The following is a 16,518-nucleotide window of genomic DNA, read 5'->3' as shown; positions in this document are numbered from 1 at the left end:
AAACGAGAAAATTGACATCTCCAGATGAAAATGTACAATTTTTTTGTTCTGGGGATGCTTCAAAATATTAGCTTGATAACAATGTGGCAGTACCCCAATCAGAGGAAAATAGAATAGATCGTAGTGATTACCTCTATTTGTTTTGCGTTTTTAACTATGGGCTGGATAGTTACGAAGAAGAAAAGATTAGGCGACTATACCTAATCCTTTTCCTTTTTATCATTACATTTGCTTTGTATATCGAGTTATTTTCATAGAATCTTGGTTAAATAATTGTAAATTCTTTTTATCATAGTTTTGTACTTTGTACTTAAGGTCTTTATGAATAACTTCTGCTTTCTGACCATTTACAAATTGTTTGTCGATATGTAATCGTAACTCTTTGGATGGAACATCATAAGTCCATGTACCTTCAATGTGGTTACCTTTCTTTGGATAATCTCCATATAGGTAAACTTCAAACTGTTTTGGATTACCACCTTTTAAGATAAGAGAAGGTTGGAAACCGTTTTTCGTTTCAAAACCCCAGTTAGCAATTAACTCTGTTCCATCTACTACGTTCTTTTCTACTGCTTCAAGGTTAGTACCTTCTTTATTATCCAACTCGTTTAATTGAGCTTCTGTTATTGCTCTGTTAGGAGAGCCTTCTGTGAAACCAAGTTCTTTTATGAATTTAAACCAGTACTCGTCACCTTTCTTGATTTCATTATCAGACTCTTCTAGTAATTCTTTATCAGTTCTACCCCCTTTAGGCATTTCTTTTCTAGAAAATACTTCTTTCGATAGTTTCATTGCCTTTGAGAAGTGTTCCATTGAACTCTCTACATCTTTATGGACGTCTGCATACTCTTTAGGAGGGTCAACTTCATTAAACATATCAATTGTTCTTTCGAGTCGTTTAATTCTATCTATAATCGCTTCCCTTGTAGTAGTGTTATCCGAGATATGACTCAGTTCATTGTTGTATGCTTTAAAGTCATCTTCTAAATACTTACAATAAGCATTGATATCTTTTTTATAAAACTCAGCAGGTACTTTATGAGTTTTAGCTACTTTCTTCGATTCTTGTTTCTCTTCTTGCTTGGCTTCGGCTTTTTCTTTTATCTTGTCTTCCCCACCACACCCTGTTAAGAGTATGATAGGGAGTGCTATGGATAATACCTTGTTCGGTTTCATAACATATACCCCTTTAATATTTTAATAAACTTTTATAAAGTAACCTCTACCTTATAAATGGATTTTTCTGCAATGGCATGCAAATGTCTCGTTTCCCACAACATAATAAATGATTAGATTAACTCAACAAATTTTGTTTGTTACAAATTCAAGTTATCTTGTGATAAAAACGTAGAAAATGCTTCAACTACTGCTTAAGAATCTAATCCAATAATTATGCGAACATCAGCCATTTCCAGAAAAAACCCACAATTACCATTATAACATTTCCAATAAAAGACTAATGAGTTTTTATATAATTGGAGTCTTAATTTGAATAAATTTTGTAACAACCGTTAATTGTATACTCACAAGTTCCTGCAACATTACCATCTTTACACGGATATTTACCCTTTGCATACAACTCAAATGTTCCATCTTCTTTTAAGACAAGTGAAACAGTAAAATTACCGTCTTTCTCAAAACCCCAGGTATCTACTAATTCTTTACCATTAAAGTTTCTTCGTAAATTATACTATCCTCGTGTAGCAATATAAAACAAACTATATTCTCCTTCTAGATAACTGTTTTTTCCTCCATAACAGTATCTCTATTCACTATATTCAAGTAGAAATGCGATACTGTTGTAATGTAGTATGGATAGATCCAAAGAAACGGGATACCAAATGTGAAAAATCCGATGATAACCCCTAAAATAAACCATCCGATAAAACTTAACGATAGTAGGAATAAATCTAATTTATGTCCTTTCATCAGTTCTTGGCTCTTTTTAATTGCTTCACTCGCCGTATATTCTGGATGCTCTAACAAAATATAGTAAGCCATAGAATAAGAGATAAATTTTATAATACCTGGTACAATTAATAATACACTCCATAAAAGTGTGTATACAGTCATTAAAATAGTCACCTTTATAGATCTAAACACATTACTTTTTCGAAATCCTTCAAATAACTCACCAATTGTAGTAGCTTCTTTTTTCGCTAAACGCAATGTAACTTTAATATACCCATAATTCATAATGCCTTGTACAGCTATTAAACAAATAAATAGAACAGCGAAAACAAGTAAATAAGAAAAAGCACCTACTGCATTTAACTTTTCGTCTCCTGTAATCGAATAACTAGAATTCATTGTTTCACTTAATAAGATACCCAGTAACAACAGTGGAAACCCTATAATAAACATACCAATCCTGGAAATGACATGATAAAGAAACGATGACAATACCCCCAATCCCCATCTGTCTTTTAATGAAGATAAGGCCGCTTTTTTTAAGCCACTAATCATTTTAATCCTACCTTTCAATTTTTTCCTCTTATTTGAATTACTTTTACACAAGGGATAATAGCACATTTTAACAATATTGACATTATATATAATTCTATTAATATCTAAATGAATGATGAAACTATTCCAAAAGTGTTATTTGTAAGTTTGAATTAAAGTTGGATTAGAAATATTATATGCACCTTGATTTTACGCCAAACCCAAAGACTCCATTTTGAAAAAAGATTGGTTAAAATGGAGCCCTTTTTTGCTAATTAGTATAAAAATTTTATAAAAAAGTTTGATTGTTTTGTTATCCGTTATTTCACCAACGCCCCCGTTACTTTAAGTACGTTTCGTCACAATCTTAGTCGTTATAATGATTTTAATCATATATTCCCCATTCATACAAAAAATAATGGCTATCAGATTGTCCGAATATACAATCATAAACATACCCCGTTTGTACTTGTATTGTTTCAATATGACTTAATCTAATTAAGAGTTCTTTAATAACTTGTTCTGGTGCATTCACATCAGCTAAATCCCTTTTAAATCTACTTATAAAGTCATCTTTGTTTACTGACTCTATGCTAATACACACTCTTGAATAGTATGTATTAATCCAACCATCTTTTAGTGATGCTAGCCATTGTTCGTCTGAAGGGTCTGGCTCATCACTAATATCCCATTCTTCTCCATCGAACAATTCCTTTTTAAATAGTGCAGAAAATGCCTCTTGAATATTATCAAATTGACCTTTTCTGGCGAATGTTAAGTCTACTTGCATTGCATATTCATCTCTAAATTCATATACATCAAATGATATATTTGACAATCTTACATTTGCAATTTGTCTGGCAAATAAATTGAGATCATCAAACAATTCTTGAATTTCTTTATTCATCATAATCCCCCCTCCTTCCTAAAGTTCTGATATTTTAATTATTGATGTGTAACTAATCTGCGTTGTTGGTTCACTAAGAAAAACGAAGTGTAAGTAATTCCGGTCACTTAGAATTCCTAAATTGAAAGAGACAAAATATCACAACTTTTTTATAAACATCGTGACTTTATTTAAAACATCGCGTCTTTTTTATAAACGTCGTAACTTTATTTTAAATCCACACATATTTACATAATTTTCGATATCGGAAGTAAATTTAAGTTGTTTTTAAAGTAGGTATTCCTAGTACAAATTCTTGAATTGCGCCAGTTTGTTGAAGATTAATTTTTCATTATACTTTTTGTACTGAGTCCAATGCTTTTTTTAATTCGTCTGGTTTTTGAGTGCCGATTACCACTGTGTTATTTTTCAACTTTAACTCTATACCTTTCTTTCCATTCATGTTATAGGCTTTTTCACCCTTAAGGTTAAAACGAATTCCCCATCCCCCAAATCGTTTTAGTGGACTGTAAGTAATGCATTCATAGTGATGTATATTTTTGAAAAGGTACTGCTTATATTGAAAATGAAAAGGAACAAAACGAACATAAAGACCTTTTTCACGGACCTCAATGATCAGTTTCAATACTCCAAGCATTAATACAGGAAAGGCAATCCCGAAAAACAACCACAAAACAATTAATACACCATTGGGAGCTGGTTTATCTCCAAACGGGGTATCAAGAATAATTTGTTGAATGAATCCATACCACATTAGTATGGCAATCCCTAATATGAGTATCCATGCCCAAATTGGGGATCGCTGAACCTCACGAAAAATAACGTGTTCTTGTTGTCTCATTAATGATTGTCATCTCCTAAATGTTTTATTTTTTCTCACTAATTTTAAGTCGTTTTGAACTTCCGAAAAATGCGCTCCCAATTATGAATATAACGGAAGAAAGGTACATTGTTATCCCTGAATATTCATTGTCAAATATTGTAGTATTAAGTAAATTAATAAACATCATCAATATAAGTGATATGTACAATCCATTAATATATTTCATTTATGCCCCGCCCTTATTTTTTTCTTTCATCTTTTTCCTAATTGTACCATTTAGAGAAAGTGATATGTTGTATAATTTTGGTTGTATATGATATTCATAGAGAGTTAACATAACGTCCTATTATTGGAAGTCATTTTAAAATTTTATGTGTCGATTTTTTCTTTGCCCTTGCGGATAAACCACCGTATCAAAGCTACAAGTAGTATGAAAAGCGGTATTATTTGAATAAAGAAAAATCCTTTCCAAGAATAAAGTGGATTATTATATCTAAATTCTGTTGCCGCCTCATTTGTATAAGAAACAAACGAACCTACCAAACAAGAAATTGGAATTGTGAGTAGATTTATCGCTAAACAGATCATTATCAATGATAGATTTTTAGCCTTAATTTTTGGTGAAACAGACATGAAAAATAAAAATATTGAAGTACCGGATATAAGAAACAATGGTATTACATAAAAAATTAACATAATATCCCTCCATGATTTTGATTGTACCCTCAGCAAAGACAATTTTGTGCAAATTTGCATGAATAGGGTATTCATGTGAGGTTAACATAACGTCTTAATGAAGTATGAGCTATGTTTTGACTTAACCAAATACATAGAGCCACTAAATCTTGTGCGCGATATTTACTTTTTCGTTTCACGAATCCTACATTTCTAGCTAATTGCTCTAAAGCATTAGGTGACATATATCGTTGTAATTCTGAAGAAAACAATTGTAGCTCATCAGAAATCGAAACTTTCATACGAGAACGCCATCCTTTCTTTATATTTCTACTAAAAGAATAACGTTTTTTTCATTATTTAAATATGATTTCATCTAGATTTAATAAAGATACCCCCTACAAAAGTAGTAGAAATTTCATCTGAATTCGCTACCTCAGTTTGATTTATTAAATTTGAATTTCGATATAATAGCAAATAGATATATTGGACAGGGAGCTACATTACAATGATTACACATATTTCAGATTTAGAATTACAGACACTTTCTTTAGAGGGAGTAAAGAAGGTCTATCAAGATATACTATGTTTCCAATAAAAAATGAGACTGAATCATTTGTTCAATTTCAAATAACCCCTTATACAACAATTAGTTTTCGCGAGGTGTTAGAACCAATCACACCAGCTCATTTTGCTTTTCAAGTTCCAATGTCTATTTTCCAAAATATTGTTACTTGGTTACTCCAATCAGGTATACAAATTTTAGGGAATAAAAACGGAGATTTTATCATTCATAATACTAAACAAAGTCGGTCATTATATTTTAAAGATGGTGATGGAAATATACTTGAGATCATATCACATGATTACATTAAAGAGAGAATTTTAAATCCAGTAGGAAAGTTACAAGTTATATATCTAAGAGAAATAGGTTTGCCGGTTGAATCTGTGCCAGTGTTTCGTGATTGGCTAAAACAAACATTACAGATGAGGACGCTAGAAGATCAAGATATATTTAATCTAGTTATAGGAGGGACTGCCCATGCTGTGGTTGTTAGTAAAGGAAGACCGTGGATTCCTATCGGTATGAGAGCATTACCACCTAAAATGCATATCTCTTTTGGAACAACAAGTCTCTCTTTTTTAAAAGAGATTCAGGCTAATCTTTTTCAAAGCAATGTGAAATTTCATTCTAATACTAATGAAATTTCATTTATACGGGAAGGATATTCGTTTTCGGTACACCTTACCGAAAATTTTAAAGCTGATATTCCAAAAAAATTAAAATTACCACTTTCAATTTAAAGAAATAGAAAGCCAAATAATATAAAATAATTTAGAAAATATATGACCACCCGCTAATCTATGGGTGGTCTTTTGGTTACAAATAAGCATCAACAACCCAAATAGGTAAAAGTATCGTTTTGGGGATAAAAATTTATATAAGCTTGATGGGCATGGGGTCCTGCCGACAAAACGCACATATTATACGCTAAGCAAATTTCAATCTAAAAAAGTCAAATTCCTGTACGCTAAGAATCGACTTTTTAATTTTGTCTTGTTAAGTTAAAGCCCCCTATTGATGAACAGGCAACTTAGACAAGATACTTTTCAAACCAATTGCATACTTCAAGTTTCATACTATAATTAAATTGATGATTTACAAAAGGCATACTTAGTTGAAGGTTTTCAGGATGTTCGGAGTACACTGGTAATAATTCTTTATAAAGCTCTAATGAATAGATGTATGGAGAATCAGTGTCTTGATCACCATTAATTATTAATAGTGGTCTTGGTGAAAAACTACTCAACCTTTCAAAAGGGTCTATCGTTTGAAAATACTCCGTTCTTTTGTCTATCTCTCTTTCTGCTTCCTGAATCTGTTTACTCCATTGTTCATAAGTATTTGTTGAGAGAATGCTGTCTTTCCATGCTTTAGTAAAAGCTGGCTTTCCTGCTATCGGAACTGCAACTTTTATATCCGGGTTATTTGCTGCAATATAAAATGATGCATATCCTCCCATAGAAAAACCTGATATTCCTATTTTATTTGAGTCAATCTCATCTCTACTTTCAAAATATTTAATAAGAGTTTGTATATCTATTGCAGATTGTTCTATAACTTCATGCATATGGACATATATGTCCAAACCAGTATCTGGTGGAAAGACTTCAGAGAATTTATTACAATCATTTTCTAGTTTTCTCTTACCGTGTCCTTTACAATCCATGCTTATGTAGTAAAAACCTTTCTTTGCAAGCATATACCCAAAGTCCATAGCCTGTTCACGGTCTGCTCCATACCCGTGAATATACAGTACCAATGGACAATTTAATAATCCTTCTTGAAACATACTTATAATCGGGATGTCATTTGCTATTTGGTCTTCAATTATTATTTTTGTCATAAGCAATACTCCTTTTATGTTTTTATGGGGTATAACAATTCGTTCTTCCGCTTAAGCGCCCTCTCGTGGAAGGTTCAAAAAACTCTAGCCAATTGAATTGCTATTTAACAAATCCAATTTTTCCTTAGTTCATTCGGAAATCACTTTAAACATTCCTGTCATATTAGGTGAGTAATTTCTGAAATTATATTTTTCGTAAAACTCATCTTTTCCTTTTGAAGCAAACAAACCTACAAATGCCTTATCTGGTGCATTTTCTTCAAGATATTTCATTAGGACCTTCATAATTTCCTTGCCAATACCTTTTCCTTGATAGTCGGGATGAACCACTATGTCTTGAATATAGAAATAAATAGCACCATCCCCTACAATTCTTCCCATTCCTATGATGTTATGATTATCTTTAACAATAACGGAGAATACAGAATTCCGTATTGAAATTTCTGCAGCATCAAAATTCATAAAATCTTTCCACCCAACACTTGAACACAAATATATGTATTCATCTAATGTTGGGGGCGTATTTGTTAAAATTTCATAGTTTCTAATCATATTCCCCCCCCCCTAGTCATACAAAGAACCGGGTAAAAGATATCCTAAATTATGTCTAACAGTACACTATTTCTTTTTAATCATGTACTTGCATAGAAAGATAATAAATTCCCTTATTGGTTACGAAGACATATTCTTCATAACTACAAGCATAATAGGCTCCTATATCTAATTTTACCCAATAAACTGCTCCAATCCCTTGTTCAAATGTATTCAATAACTGTTCTATTATAAACTCCTTCGGTGTTAATCCTTTCAAATCATATCCACTGGGTATTGTTCCGAACCAATACTCTTCACTGTCAGGGAATTCACAAAAAAGGAAATCCTGCTGCCATTCATTCAACTGTATAAGTTCTATTGTGTCATCACTAGTAGCTTTTATATCCTTTTTTATAAGCTCACATATATCTTCTTTTGTATTTTCTGATAAAAGATATAGTCTATAATCATTACCTACGCCATCATATTCATTAACCTTAGCAAAATCACTTAATATTCTATTAATCTTTTCCATGTCTAAGCTCCTTCATCAATAATTAGGAAATAGTTCCAACATTATTATAGCAAGGTGCTACACGCTTCCCTATGGATATGTTTTATATTTGGCGGTACGCCTTATTTACAATGTTTTGAATGTAAACTAATGGGTAAAAAGTTTACATTCGAGAAAAATAAAAAAAGAGTCCTATTAATTTGGGACTCTTTTTTCGTTTTATTTTATTTTTAATTAAGCCCAATACCTAAACAATGTGAAGATGAATTAAGAACAACAATATATCGCCTTGTCATAGGCATCTTCTGGAATATATACTTTGTTATTTTTTATTTTATATGGGATGTTGTTTCTTTCAAGTATATTTGTATCAACAGACTCTACTGAACTACCCCATCTTATGTATTCACCGCTGTAGCCTTTTGAATACCAAAATACAATAAAAAGAATCAAAAAACCTAAAAATAAAAATACTATTCTCTTTTTTTTCATTTTTTCACCTCTTTATTAATAATATATATACATGATTTATAAAAGTGAAATTAAATTGATGAACATTGGTGTTATTTTTTTAAATGAATGCAAACAAATATGTAAAAGTTTACTTTCGGTTTTAAAGAAAAACAAAGTGAACCTGTAGTAATTACTACAAGCTCTCCGCCCTAAATGAAAATTTTCTTTCTCTATAGTTAGTTACTTTGAGAAGTCAGCGCATTTTTTCGTTTTAGGGGTGTTTTTCTTTTCTTAAGTTGATGGGCATGGGGTAATTACTTTTCTTAAGTTGATGGAGATTGGGTAGCACCAACAAGCTTAAATCAATTATACATAGTATATAATATACATAATTGGTTATTGCGCCTAATTATTATCAACTATCAAAATACAAATAACGGAGGGGAAGTTTAAATGGCAGTTGCTTATTGGACAAGAGAAAAGCTTATACTACGAGCGATTCAACCTGAAGATATTGTTATGTTCGAATCGTTAGATGACGAAATTTTACGGAATATGGACTCACTTCATTTTCCCCGTTCAGCTGATAAAATAAGAGAATGGGTAGAAGAACAATTAGAAGACGATGACGAATTCCGTTTTATTGCAGTTGATAGAGACAATAATATTGTTGGGATAATTGAAACATTTGATTGCGATCGCAAAAATGGTACCTTTGATTATTATTTGGCTGTATTTGAGCCATACAGAGGCAATGGGTATGCGAAAGAAATGATTCTTATGGTTCTTCGTTTCTTCTTTTTGGAGCTTGCTTATCAAAAAGTAAATACAACTGTTTATTCTTTCAATAATCCATCCATGCGCTTGCATGAAAAATTAGGATTCATGCAAGAGGGACAACTAAGACGTATCATTTTCACCAAAGGAGCTTATTATGATGGTATTTGCTACGGAATGACAAGGCAGGAATTTGAACTGAATCATGCAGAGTATTACTTGTAAAAAAATAAAATATAAATTACCTACATGAACCTTATCATGGATAGTATTAAAACATAGCAAAAAATCGGTTCTTCTGTGGTGATCCCATCGCTTTCAAGTTTAGAAATACATTCTTCCCCAAAATGAAAAAAATGAACAAAATTCCTATGGGCAACTATGAAAAGATGAAATTTTTGTTTTGGGGATACTTCAAAATATTAACTTGATGGGCATGTATGGTGATCCCATATAGGCTTACTCGATTCCAAAGTGAAGCGAAATATAAAGAATATATGCTATAATAATCGAAGATAATTGCAGAAGCTAGGGTGGAGGCTATTACTCCTTCTTTCTATATTTAGAAAGAAAGGGGGTGAAAAGCCATGGAAGTAATTCTTAAATTTCTAAAGGAAATTATGAAGGGTGTCGTTCGTGAAACCTTCGCACATCTCTTCAAAAAAAAAGATTTTAGAACACAAGAAGCCCACCCTATTATCTCGCCGTCGGAAGCGTAAAAAGGATGGACTTCGTAAGAAAAATTAAATTATGATAGCCACCACCTTGACGGTAGCAGTTATCTAGAGAGTGTACATGTTGGTCGCATGGCACTCTCTTTTTTATTGTATGATTTTATTGACTAGAGTATACCTTTTTTTGTAGTTATATTATATCATGTGAAAAGTGTTTTGCAATCTATACAAGTTCTATTCGAAAATATGATAACCATCACTCTCATTCAGTTAACAGACATATACCTATTTTATCTACAAGGTATAAACTTCCAGGAACTAGGTTTTTGTGTTTTTTTTCCTAGTACGATCCAACCTTTTTCTGCGTTGATATTTTCATAATTTAACGGATAACCATCTGTATAAATGTTATATTCTGCAGGGTTATTCGGGTTTATTTGAATTTTGAAATCAGCTAAACTATCAGATTTTTGAGCAAGGTGAACCCAACTAGAATAATTAGACCAATTTAAATATTGATATTGATCATAACTCGAGCTCTTCATGTGAAGATATACGCTCTCACCATGGTGTAATTTTGTATCATTTTCTTTGTAAAATTCAAATTCTATAGGTGTGCCAGATTGTGCATTGTTATTTCCATTTGCAAGTAACACATAATCGTAACGATTTGCTGCGAACCATTTAAATGTTAAACCTTGATAAGGTGATTCACTTGGTACGATATAATAGTTTTTGCCTTCCTCTACGATATTTCCTTCTGTATCATAGATTAATGCCTTCTCTATACTTGGAGCCTGCTCATTTTTAGTAAAAGTTTTAAACCAAAGATTTAAGAAACCTGCTGTATTGCGTTGAGCAGCTGTTAAGCTTCGCTGTACAGCTGGTTTAACCATTTCTTGCCACAATTGTGCTTTACCACTATTGTAATACTCAAGTGTATTATCATTAACGATATTCTGGATTTCAGGTTTAGCTACTTTTGCTACATAATCGATCCATTCTTCAGGTTTAGAGAAAGAATCGTTATAATTCCCGCCAGTATTGACTGCAAATTGATCTTGAATAGTTGTGACATAGTCTTCAAAGTGGCTATGATATTTGATAGCTCTTGTATCAATTGCAGTGAAATTTGCTGCATGCATAGGTTGTGTAGCATCTGTAAGGTAGTGCGTGGCTACTCCTAAATAATAGAAAGCTTTTTCATAGTCTTTATTTCGAAAATGTTCTCCAGATTCATAAAAGTATTTCTTTCCTTGTGTAAGAGCTGTTGGATCTGTTTCGCCTCGATAGTTTTTCTGAGTATCAGGATCATAAAAGTGTGACTTCCATCCGCCTTTAAAAACTCCGCCAATTCCTAACCCGCCATCGTTAAATTCAGAATTATAATCTGCATCATACAATCCTTTTGAAAATAAATCTTTATATTGTGGGAAATTTAAGAAGTCCACAGCCTGTTTATTTGTTTCCACATTAGACTCTGCCTTCATAATTTCAATAGCTTGTTTTGCAATCCATAAATGTGTACTTTTATCAGAATGATAGGGAGCCTCTGCAGACCATTTTGCAACAATGGGATCATTCTCAGTTAAATCAATTTGATCAGTATGAGCATAGCTATTATGAGGGAATGCGCCTAACATAGCTAAAGTCATCCCAGCTATACATAGTGTAGGTATAATTTTTTTCATTTCATTTTCCTTTCTGAATACAATAATATAATGATTATCATATATAAACAGTAAATTCAATATCCTTAAGTAGGGGTACCACCACATCGCTATCAAGCTAAGAAATACAAATACCTCCAAAACGAGAAAATTGACATCTTTATGTGAAAATGCATAATTTTTTTGTTTTGCGATGTTATAAAATTTTTAAGTTGATGGGCATTTAAGATCATCATAGTTTATATATCTTTCAAATGTCTTTCATAAATGTTACAAAAGTCTTGCAAATATATAAAAAAAGTAACACCACATTGCTATCAAGCTAAAAAGAACGGGTTACCTCAAAACAATAAAAATGAGCATAATGCACAAAATTTTCGTTTTGGGGTATTTCAGAATCTTAAGTTGATGAGCATGGGTCACCATATCAAAAAAAGAAAATTGTACGTTATGTCACAATTTGGACGCATTTAAGCTGTTTGCTGTACGTTAAGGCAATTTTTCAGCTGAATAGGGACTATTTGGCACTGGAAATTCAACGTTTTATAAAATGTCAACTGGAATATTACTTTTACTAATGGGAAAAGTGACTGTAGTTTATAAAGGTATACTTTTACAGATAACTCGAAGGACTAACTTAACACCACATCACAATCAAGCTGAGAAAAGCAAATACCCCAAAACGAGAAAATTGGCATCTTCAGGTGAAAATGTACAATTTTTTGTTTTGGGGGCGTTATAAATTTCTTAAGTTGATGGATGTGTATGGTGACCCCTACTAGCTAGATTACACACTTGCTTTCATTATTTTCTTGAATCATACGCAGCTACTGGTTTAACAGGTTTCGCATCCGTCGCTTCCCATATAGGGGAAGTTAATGTTGGATATCTCAAAGCTTCTACTTTTTTTCTCGTTTCTTGTGATGCTTTCAGTCCCCATTGATCAAAGAATGGAAGTAAATTTTGTTTCGCTACTTTCGATGTATTGTAAATAAATGCTTGTATTGCATCTTCATCAGTTCCTGGAAGTTTATCCTTTGGTAACTCTCGATATAGTTTGTGAAGATTCGGATAAAAATCATCTCCATATGCTAAATGAAGTTGCCAAAGCATAACAAGTTTCACAAACAAGTCATCAATATTTTTATACTCTTTATCTGTTTGTTTTAAGTATGCAAAAGCTCTATCGTAATCCCCTTCTTTTTCTAATCGTGTTGGTTGATTCGGGAATAATTGCTTTTGTGCAGCTAAAGAATATATATTAACAGTGACTTCAGTCATTCCTCTAAGGTCATTCCATTTCCAAGGATATTGTTGCCTTGTGTGTCCTGCTTCATGCAGTTGTCCCCATCCAAATTCATTTACATTTAAAGCACTTTCGATTGCATTACCAGCAGTAGTAAATACAACTCCATTCACCCCTGCATACATACCCCAATCTGGGTTGTTAGGATTTTCCACAAAAGACCAGAGACGGCGAGTTGGACGATGTAACGGATTAGAACTTGTTTCAGATAGTCCCGATATTTTATCTTGCGCTAGAATCATTTCATCATATTTTTTTAATAGAGGAACCGGATCTTGACCCACAATATATTTCTTGGCACTATCACGAGTAACAGTAAGTACTGCTTTCTTTGACTTAAATTGAACGGCATGTGCATCTGGATACTTGTCCATCATAGTAATCCAGTCTTCTTTCGTATGCTTCCCTAATTCAAAGAATGGAACAGGGCTCCCCCCTTGTGTTACTTTCACCCTAACAGTTCCTTTCCCTTCACAGTTATCAAACCCTAATAAACCACCGTTTGGAGAGGAGATGGTGTTAGAACCCAGAGAAAGACGAAATGCTTTTCCCCCTGCTTTATCATATTCATTTGTCCCAATAGTTGCTCCAAGCTTGTCTAATCCCGATAGTCCCGATACTTCAATTGTGACTTGTTCATTCGGTTGTACATAGATTCCTGTTGGTACATAGTTTCGTTGCTCACTTCTTCTTTCTCTTGCTGCTTCCCCCATATAATGTCCTGTACTTGGAAGTTCAAATGTCCTCTCTTCATATTGCGCCTGAGTTTGCGTAGTTTCAGCATGAATGTTCAAACTATTTACAGTCATAGACGTAAATAATGTCGTTGTCAAAACAGCAGATGCCATAAATACTTTCATTGGTTTTTGTAATTTACAATTCTTTCTTCTATTCATATAAGTCAGTCCCCTCATTCAAATCCATTCTACCTTTCGCACGAAACTAATAAAAAAGACTTAATCCTTATGAGGAGATTAAGTCTTTTTATCATTTGTGTGATAATTTTTATAAATAATTGCTAAATAATGAACTTACATAAATGTTTTTAAAAGTTCTTGAACGAATGGAATTACTCCACCAATAAATTTTAAAACTGCCATTGCGATTTCCATATTATTTCCTCCTCTTTTTTCGTATTAAGATGTGGTAAATTTTTATACTCTTATTATAGTAAGCACATATAATCTATATCAATATATTTTTATATGCAATATTACATATCTAATTAAGGTCAACGAAATATCACATTTTCTGGTACGAAAATGCTAGTTAGAAACATAGAGTAGCAATTTCCTCTTCATTTCTATCTTATGAAGCTAAGCCAAACAATTTATGAATAAATTCTTTCTGGTTTTGGACAGACTTATCCAGTAAAACAAGTTGCCCTTTTTTCATCATATGCATGGCTTCAACATCACTCAATATAGAGGTTGCTGTTTTAAATGACTTGAATCCCAACATAGAACGCACGCGTTTCTTAATAAAACGATGATCTTGTTCCACTATATTATCGAGATATTTAACTTGCCTTAGTTGTATGCCTTCAGGCATATGTTTCTCTTCTTTCAACTCTTGAATCGCTACAGGATAGGCAGGGTTCTTATCTACTGTTATCACGCGAAGTTTAGAAACATACGAAAAAGCCAAGGCTTTCTTGAAAAAGCGCTTGGCTGCTTGTGTATCTCTTGATTTACTTAGATAAAAATCAATTGTATACCCTTCTGAATCGACTGCACGGTATAAGTACATCCATTGACCTTTTACTTTGATATATGTTTCATCGACTCTCCATGAGTCATTAGTTGATTTAAGATGATGTCGTACTTTCTCTTCTAATTGAGATCCATATTGATGAACCCAGCGCATAATCGTTGTATGAGCAATTGATAATCCTCTTTCCTCCATCATTTCCACCAGGTTACGGAAGCTCAAATTGTACCGTAGGTACCACCTTACTGTTAATAAGATTGGTTCAGGCTGATAATGCTTCCATTTAAACAAATTTTCCTTTTCCATACTGATCACGCACCTTTTTTAGAGTCATACTATCAGTATGTCCAATATTAGGAGATTACTTGCTGTTGCTTTAAAATAAAGTTTGATCAAATTGATACTAATAATCTAGATAAACGATCATAGAAAAGAGCGTGTTTTGAAAAAAAGATTGATCAAAACACGTTCTTAATATTTTCATTTAGTTCATTTTTTTATAAAAAAATTTGATCATTTTCTGCCTGTGTTACTCCACAATCACGCCCGATTATTGAAGATGATAAGCACATGTCTTCTTCAACTAACCTATCATTAGTTGGAGAAAATTCATTCTATCCCCTTAAATCCCCAATGTTTTTTTGGGAAAATAATTATTTCGTCTATATAATTAAATAAACGATTAAACTTTGTGATAATTCAACCTAAAATTCTATTCTATATTTTTTTAGCTGCGTAATCACCATAAAAGTAAGTGCTTTCTAAATCATCATATTTAGGAGTAGCAATTATGGTATATTTACCATTTTCATCGACTTCAAACAAAGCTACATTATTGTATTCCCATCCCACAAAATGATCTGGATTTGAATCATCTACTAACATATCTATGTTGTATATCCCTTTTGTTAATATCCCACTTTTTTGAAAGTCCTCAATTAGATCTTTGGCCTTTGGAATAGGATGTTTATTTTTATTCATGTCAAATTCAAATTGAAAATTCACCACACCTACATACCTGATATTATAATTTTCACGTCGGGGGTCACTTGGTATTAATGTAGGTAAAAGTCCAGTAGTATCAATCTTTTGAGTCTTTTTAAAATCATCAAGTAGCTCTTGAGAATTATTTATATTTAACTTAATGTTATCGTAAGGAAAGATACGAATAGGGTTATGCCCTTCTAGGACAACTTTATCAGGATATTTCACTAACCCATATTTTTTAATGATCTGTTTCATTACTTGAACTACTTCTGGGTGTTGCTCAATATATGCACCCTTGAATTGTTCGAGATAGATATCGTCACTAGCATCTTTTAAGATTTTCAAAGTATCTCTTTCAATCATTAAGAACGGATAAGCACGATATGGCTTTTTAATTTCTACATAAGTTTGATGGCCAATCCCTTCAAACCAATTATTATCTGTCTGAATAATAGAAAACTCACCTTGTATTCCATAGTTTGTTTTTAAATATTCTTGTATTGGTTGATTCAGTTTATCTTTAGGGAAATAACATCCACTAAGAATTAGGAATGATGTACTTACTAAGATGACTTGAATTAATCTTTTAATATTCTTCATTTTTCACTCTACATTTCTTAAATTTTAATAATATT

16 protein-coding genes and 2 pseudogenes are annotated in these 16,518 nt (G+C 32.4%); 3 read left to right on the top strand and 15 right to left on the bottom strand.

Features of this window, described 5'->3' with window-relative positions; genetic code table 11:
* Positions 1-222: 222 nt before the first annotated feature.
* The 7 genes and pseudogenes from U860_RS0107240 to U860_RS0107215 form a co-directional block, all read right to left on the bottom strand.
* Positions 223-1,176 (bottom strand): DUF3994 domain-containing protein, encoded by a 954-nt coding sequence (locus tag U860_RS0107240; protein WP_025147978.1) that lies wholly within the window; start codon positions 1,174-1,176, stop codon positions 223-225.
* Positions 1,177-1,731: 555 nt separating this feature from the next.
* A complete protein-coding gene (locus U860_RS0107235; protein ID WP_025147977.1) occupies positions 1,732-2,466 on the bottom strand; it encodes a DUF975 family protein in 735 nt (244 codons plus the stop codon).
* A gap of 364 nt (positions 2,467-2,830) precedes the next feature.
* The gene (locus U860_RS0107230) at positions 2,831-3,355 is read right to left on the bottom strand and encodes a hypothetical protein (protein WP_029952893.1); all 525 of its coding nucleotides are present in this window, start codon (positions 3,353-3,355) and stop codon (positions 2,831-2,833) included.
* A 328-nt stretch (positions 3,356-3,683) separates the two neighbouring features.
* Positions 3,684-4,193, bottom strand: coding sequence for a DUF6141 family protein (locus tag U860_RS0107225; RefSeq protein ID WP_025147975.1), 510 nt, complete (start codon positions 4,191-4,193; stop codon positions 3,684-3,686).
* A gap of 25 nt (positions 4,194-4,218) precedes the next feature.
* Complete coding sequence (locus U860_RS32925) at positions 4,219-4,401, bottom strand: hypothetical protein (RefSeq protein ID WP_081806638.1); 183 nt, start codon at positions 4,399-4,401, stop codon at positions 4,219-4,221.
* Positions 4,402-4,544: 143 nt separating this feature from the next.
* Positions 4,545-4,871, bottom strand: a complete 327-nt coding sequence (locus U860_RS36295; RefSeq protein ID WP_025147974.1) for a hypothetical protein — start codon at positions 4,869-4,871, stop codon at positions 4,545-4,547.
* A gap of 89 nt (positions 4,872-4,960) precedes the next feature.
* A pseudogene (locus U860_RS0107215) lies at positions 4,961-5,152 on the bottom strand (IS4 family transposase); the annotation flags it as partial.
* A gap of 206 nt (positions 5,153-5,358) precedes the next feature.
* On the opposite strand from U860_RS0107215, the pseudogene U860_RS31270 reads away from it, so the two are divergent.
* Positions 5,359-6,155 (top strand): annotated as a pseudogene (locus tag U860_RS31270) (glyoxalase/bleomycin resistance/dioxygenase family protein).
* A gap of 290 nt (positions 6,156-6,445) precedes the next feature.
* On the opposite strand, the gene U860_RS0107205 reads toward U860_RS31270, so the two are convergent.
* The 4 genes from U860_RS0107205 to U860_RS0107190 all read right to left on the bottom strand — a co-directional run bounded on the left by U860_RS0107205 (position 6,446) and on the right by U860_RS0107190 (position 8,798).
* Complete coding sequence (locus U860_RS0107205) at positions 6,446-7,258, bottom strand: alpha/beta fold hydrolase (protein ID WP_025147972.1); 813 nt, start codon at positions 7,256-7,258, stop codon at positions 6,446-6,448.
* Between the two features lie 129 nt (positions 7,259-7,387).
* A complete protein-coding gene (locus U860_RS0107200; protein ID WP_115610294.1) occupies positions 7,388-7,810 on the bottom strand; it encodes a GNAT family N-acetyltransferase in 423 nt (140 codons plus the stop codon).
* A gap of 76 nt (positions 7,811-7,886) precedes the next feature.
* Positions 7,887-8,327 carry a hypothetical protein gene (locus U860_RS0107195; RefSeq protein ID WP_025147970.1) on the bottom strand — a complete coding sequence of 147 codons (441 nt, stop codon included), beginning with the start codon at positions 8,325-8,327 and terminating at the stop codon, positions 7,887-7,889.
* A 246-nt stretch (positions 8,328-8,573) separates the two neighbouring features.
* The gene (locus U860_RS0107190; protein WP_025147969.1) at positions 8,574-8,798 is read right to left on the bottom strand and encodes a hypothetical protein; all 225 of its coding nucleotides are present in this window, start codon (positions 8,796-8,798) and stop codon (positions 8,574-8,576) included.
* A 414-nt stretch (positions 8,799-9,212) separates the two neighbouring features.
* On the opposite strand from U860_RS0107190, the gene U860_RS0107185 reads away from it, so the two are divergent.
* A complete protein-coding gene (locus tag U860_RS0107185; RefSeq protein ID WP_025147968.1) occupies positions 9,213-9,761 on the top strand; it encodes a GNAT family protein in 549 nt (182 codons plus the stop codon).
* Positions 9,762-10,123: 362 nt separating this feature from the next.
* Positions 10,124-10,255, top strand: coding sequence for a hypothetical protein (locus U860_RS36795; RefSeq protein ID WP_275887048.1), 132 nt, complete (start codon positions 10,124-10,126; stop codon positions 10,253-10,255).
* 245 nt (positions 10,256-10,500) lie between these two features.
* On the opposite strand, the gene U860_RS0107175 is transcribed toward U860_RS36795, so the two are convergent.
* The 4 genes from U860_RS0107175 to U860_RS0107155 all read right to left on the bottom strand — a co-directional run bounded on the left by U860_RS0107175 (position 10,501) and on the right by U860_RS0107155 (position 16,483).
* Complete coding sequence (locus U860_RS0107175) at positions 10,501-11,901, bottom strand: zinc dependent phospholipase C family protein (RefSeq protein WP_025147967.1); 1,401 nt, start codon at positions 11,899-11,901, stop codon at positions 10,501-10,503.
* A gap of 783 nt (positions 11,902-12,684) precedes the next feature.
* Positions 12,685-14,082 (bottom strand): M60 family metallopeptidase, encoded by a 1,398-nt coding sequence (locus tag U860_RS0107170; protein WP_025147966.1) that lies wholly within the window; start codon positions 14,080-14,082, stop codon positions 12,685-12,687.
* Between the two features lie 412 nt (positions 14,083-14,494).
* Complete coding sequence (locus U860_RS0107160) at positions 14,495-15,202, bottom strand: IS6 family transposase (RefSeq protein ID WP_025147965.1); 708 nt, start codon at positions 15,200-15,202, stop codon at positions 14,495-14,497.
* A 411-nt stretch (positions 15,203-15,613) separates the two neighbouring features.
* The gene (locus U860_RS0107155; RefSeq protein WP_025147964.1) at positions 15,614-16,483 is read right to left on the bottom strand and encodes a hypothetical protein; all 870 of its coding nucleotides are present in this window, start codon (positions 16,481-16,483) and stop codon (positions 15,614-15,616) included.
* Positions 16,484-16,518 lie beyond the last annotated feature (35 nt).

This window comes from Bacillus sp. H1a, assembly GCF_000633475.1.
GTDB classification, from domain to species: Bacteria; Bacillota; Bacilli; order Bacillales; family Bacillaceae_G; genus Bacillus_A; species Bacillus_A paramycoides.
The sequence above is the reverse complement of the archived record's forward strand: the minus strand, read 5'-3'. Positions and strand labels throughout refer to the sequence as shown.

Bases quoted from the DNA above. Each gene is read 5' to 3' on its own strand.
- U860_RS0107240 (WP_025147978.1), bottom strand. From the start codon at position 1,176: ATGAAACCGAACAAGGTATTATCCATAGCACTCCCTATCATACTCTTA.
- U860_RS0107235 (WP_025147977.1), bottom strand. From the start codon at position 2,466: ATGATTAGTGGCTTAAAAAAAGCGGCCTTATCTTCATTAAAAGACAGA.
- U860_RS0107230 (WP_029952893.1), bottom strand. From the start codon at position 3,355: ATGATGAATAAAGAAATTCAAGAATTGTTTGATGATCTCAATTTATTT.
- U860_RS0107225 (WP_025147975.1), bottom strand. From the start codon at position 4,193: ATGAGACAACAAGAACACGTTATTTTTCGTGAGGTTCAGCGATCCCCA.
- U860_RS32925 (WP_081806638.1), bottom strand. From the start codon at position 4,401: ATGAAATATATTAATGGATTGTACATATCACTTATATTGATGATGTTT.
- U860_RS36295 (WP_025147974.1), bottom strand. From the start codon at position 4,871: ATGTTAATTTTTTATGTAATACCATTGTTTCTTATATCCGGTACTTCA.
- U860_RS0107205 (WP_025147972.1), bottom strand. From the start codon at position 7,258: ATGACAAAAATAATAATTGAAGACCAAATAGCAAATGACATCCCGATT.
- U860_RS0107200 (WP_115610294.1), bottom strand. From the start codon at position 7,810: ATGATTAGAAACTATGAAATTTTAACAAATACGCCCCCAACATTAGAT.
- U860_RS0107195 (WP_025147970.1), bottom strand. From the start codon at position 8,327: ATGGAAAAGATTAATAGAATATTAAGTGATTTTGCTAAGGTTAATGAA.
- U860_RS0107190 (WP_025147969.1), bottom strand. From the start codon at position 8,798: ATGAAAAAAAAGAGAATAGTATTTTTATTTTTAGGTTTTTTGATTCTT.
- U860_RS0107185 (WP_025147968.1), top strand. From the start codon at position 9,213: ATGGCAGTTGCTTATTGGACAAGAGAAAAGCTTATACTACGAGCGATT.
- U860_RS36795 (WP_275887048.1), top strand. From the start codon at position 10,124: ATGGAAGTAATTCTTAAATTTCTAAAGGAAATTATGAAGGGTGTCGTT.
- U860_RS0107175 (WP_025147967.1), bottom strand. From the start codon at position 11,901: ATGAAAAAAATTATACCTACACTATGTATAGCTGGGATGACTTTAGCT.
- U860_RS0107170 (WP_025147966.1), bottom strand. From the start codon at position 14,082: ATGAATAGAAGAAAGAATTGTAAATTACAAAAACCAATGAAAGTATTT.
- U860_RS0107160 (WP_025147965.1), bottom strand. From the start codon at position 15,202: ATGGAAAAGGAAAATTTGTTTAAATGGAAGCATTATCAGCCTGAACCA.
- U860_RS0107155 (WP_025147964.1), bottom strand. From the start codon at position 16,483: ATGAAGAATATTAAAAGATTAATTCAAGTCATCTTAGTAAGTACATCA.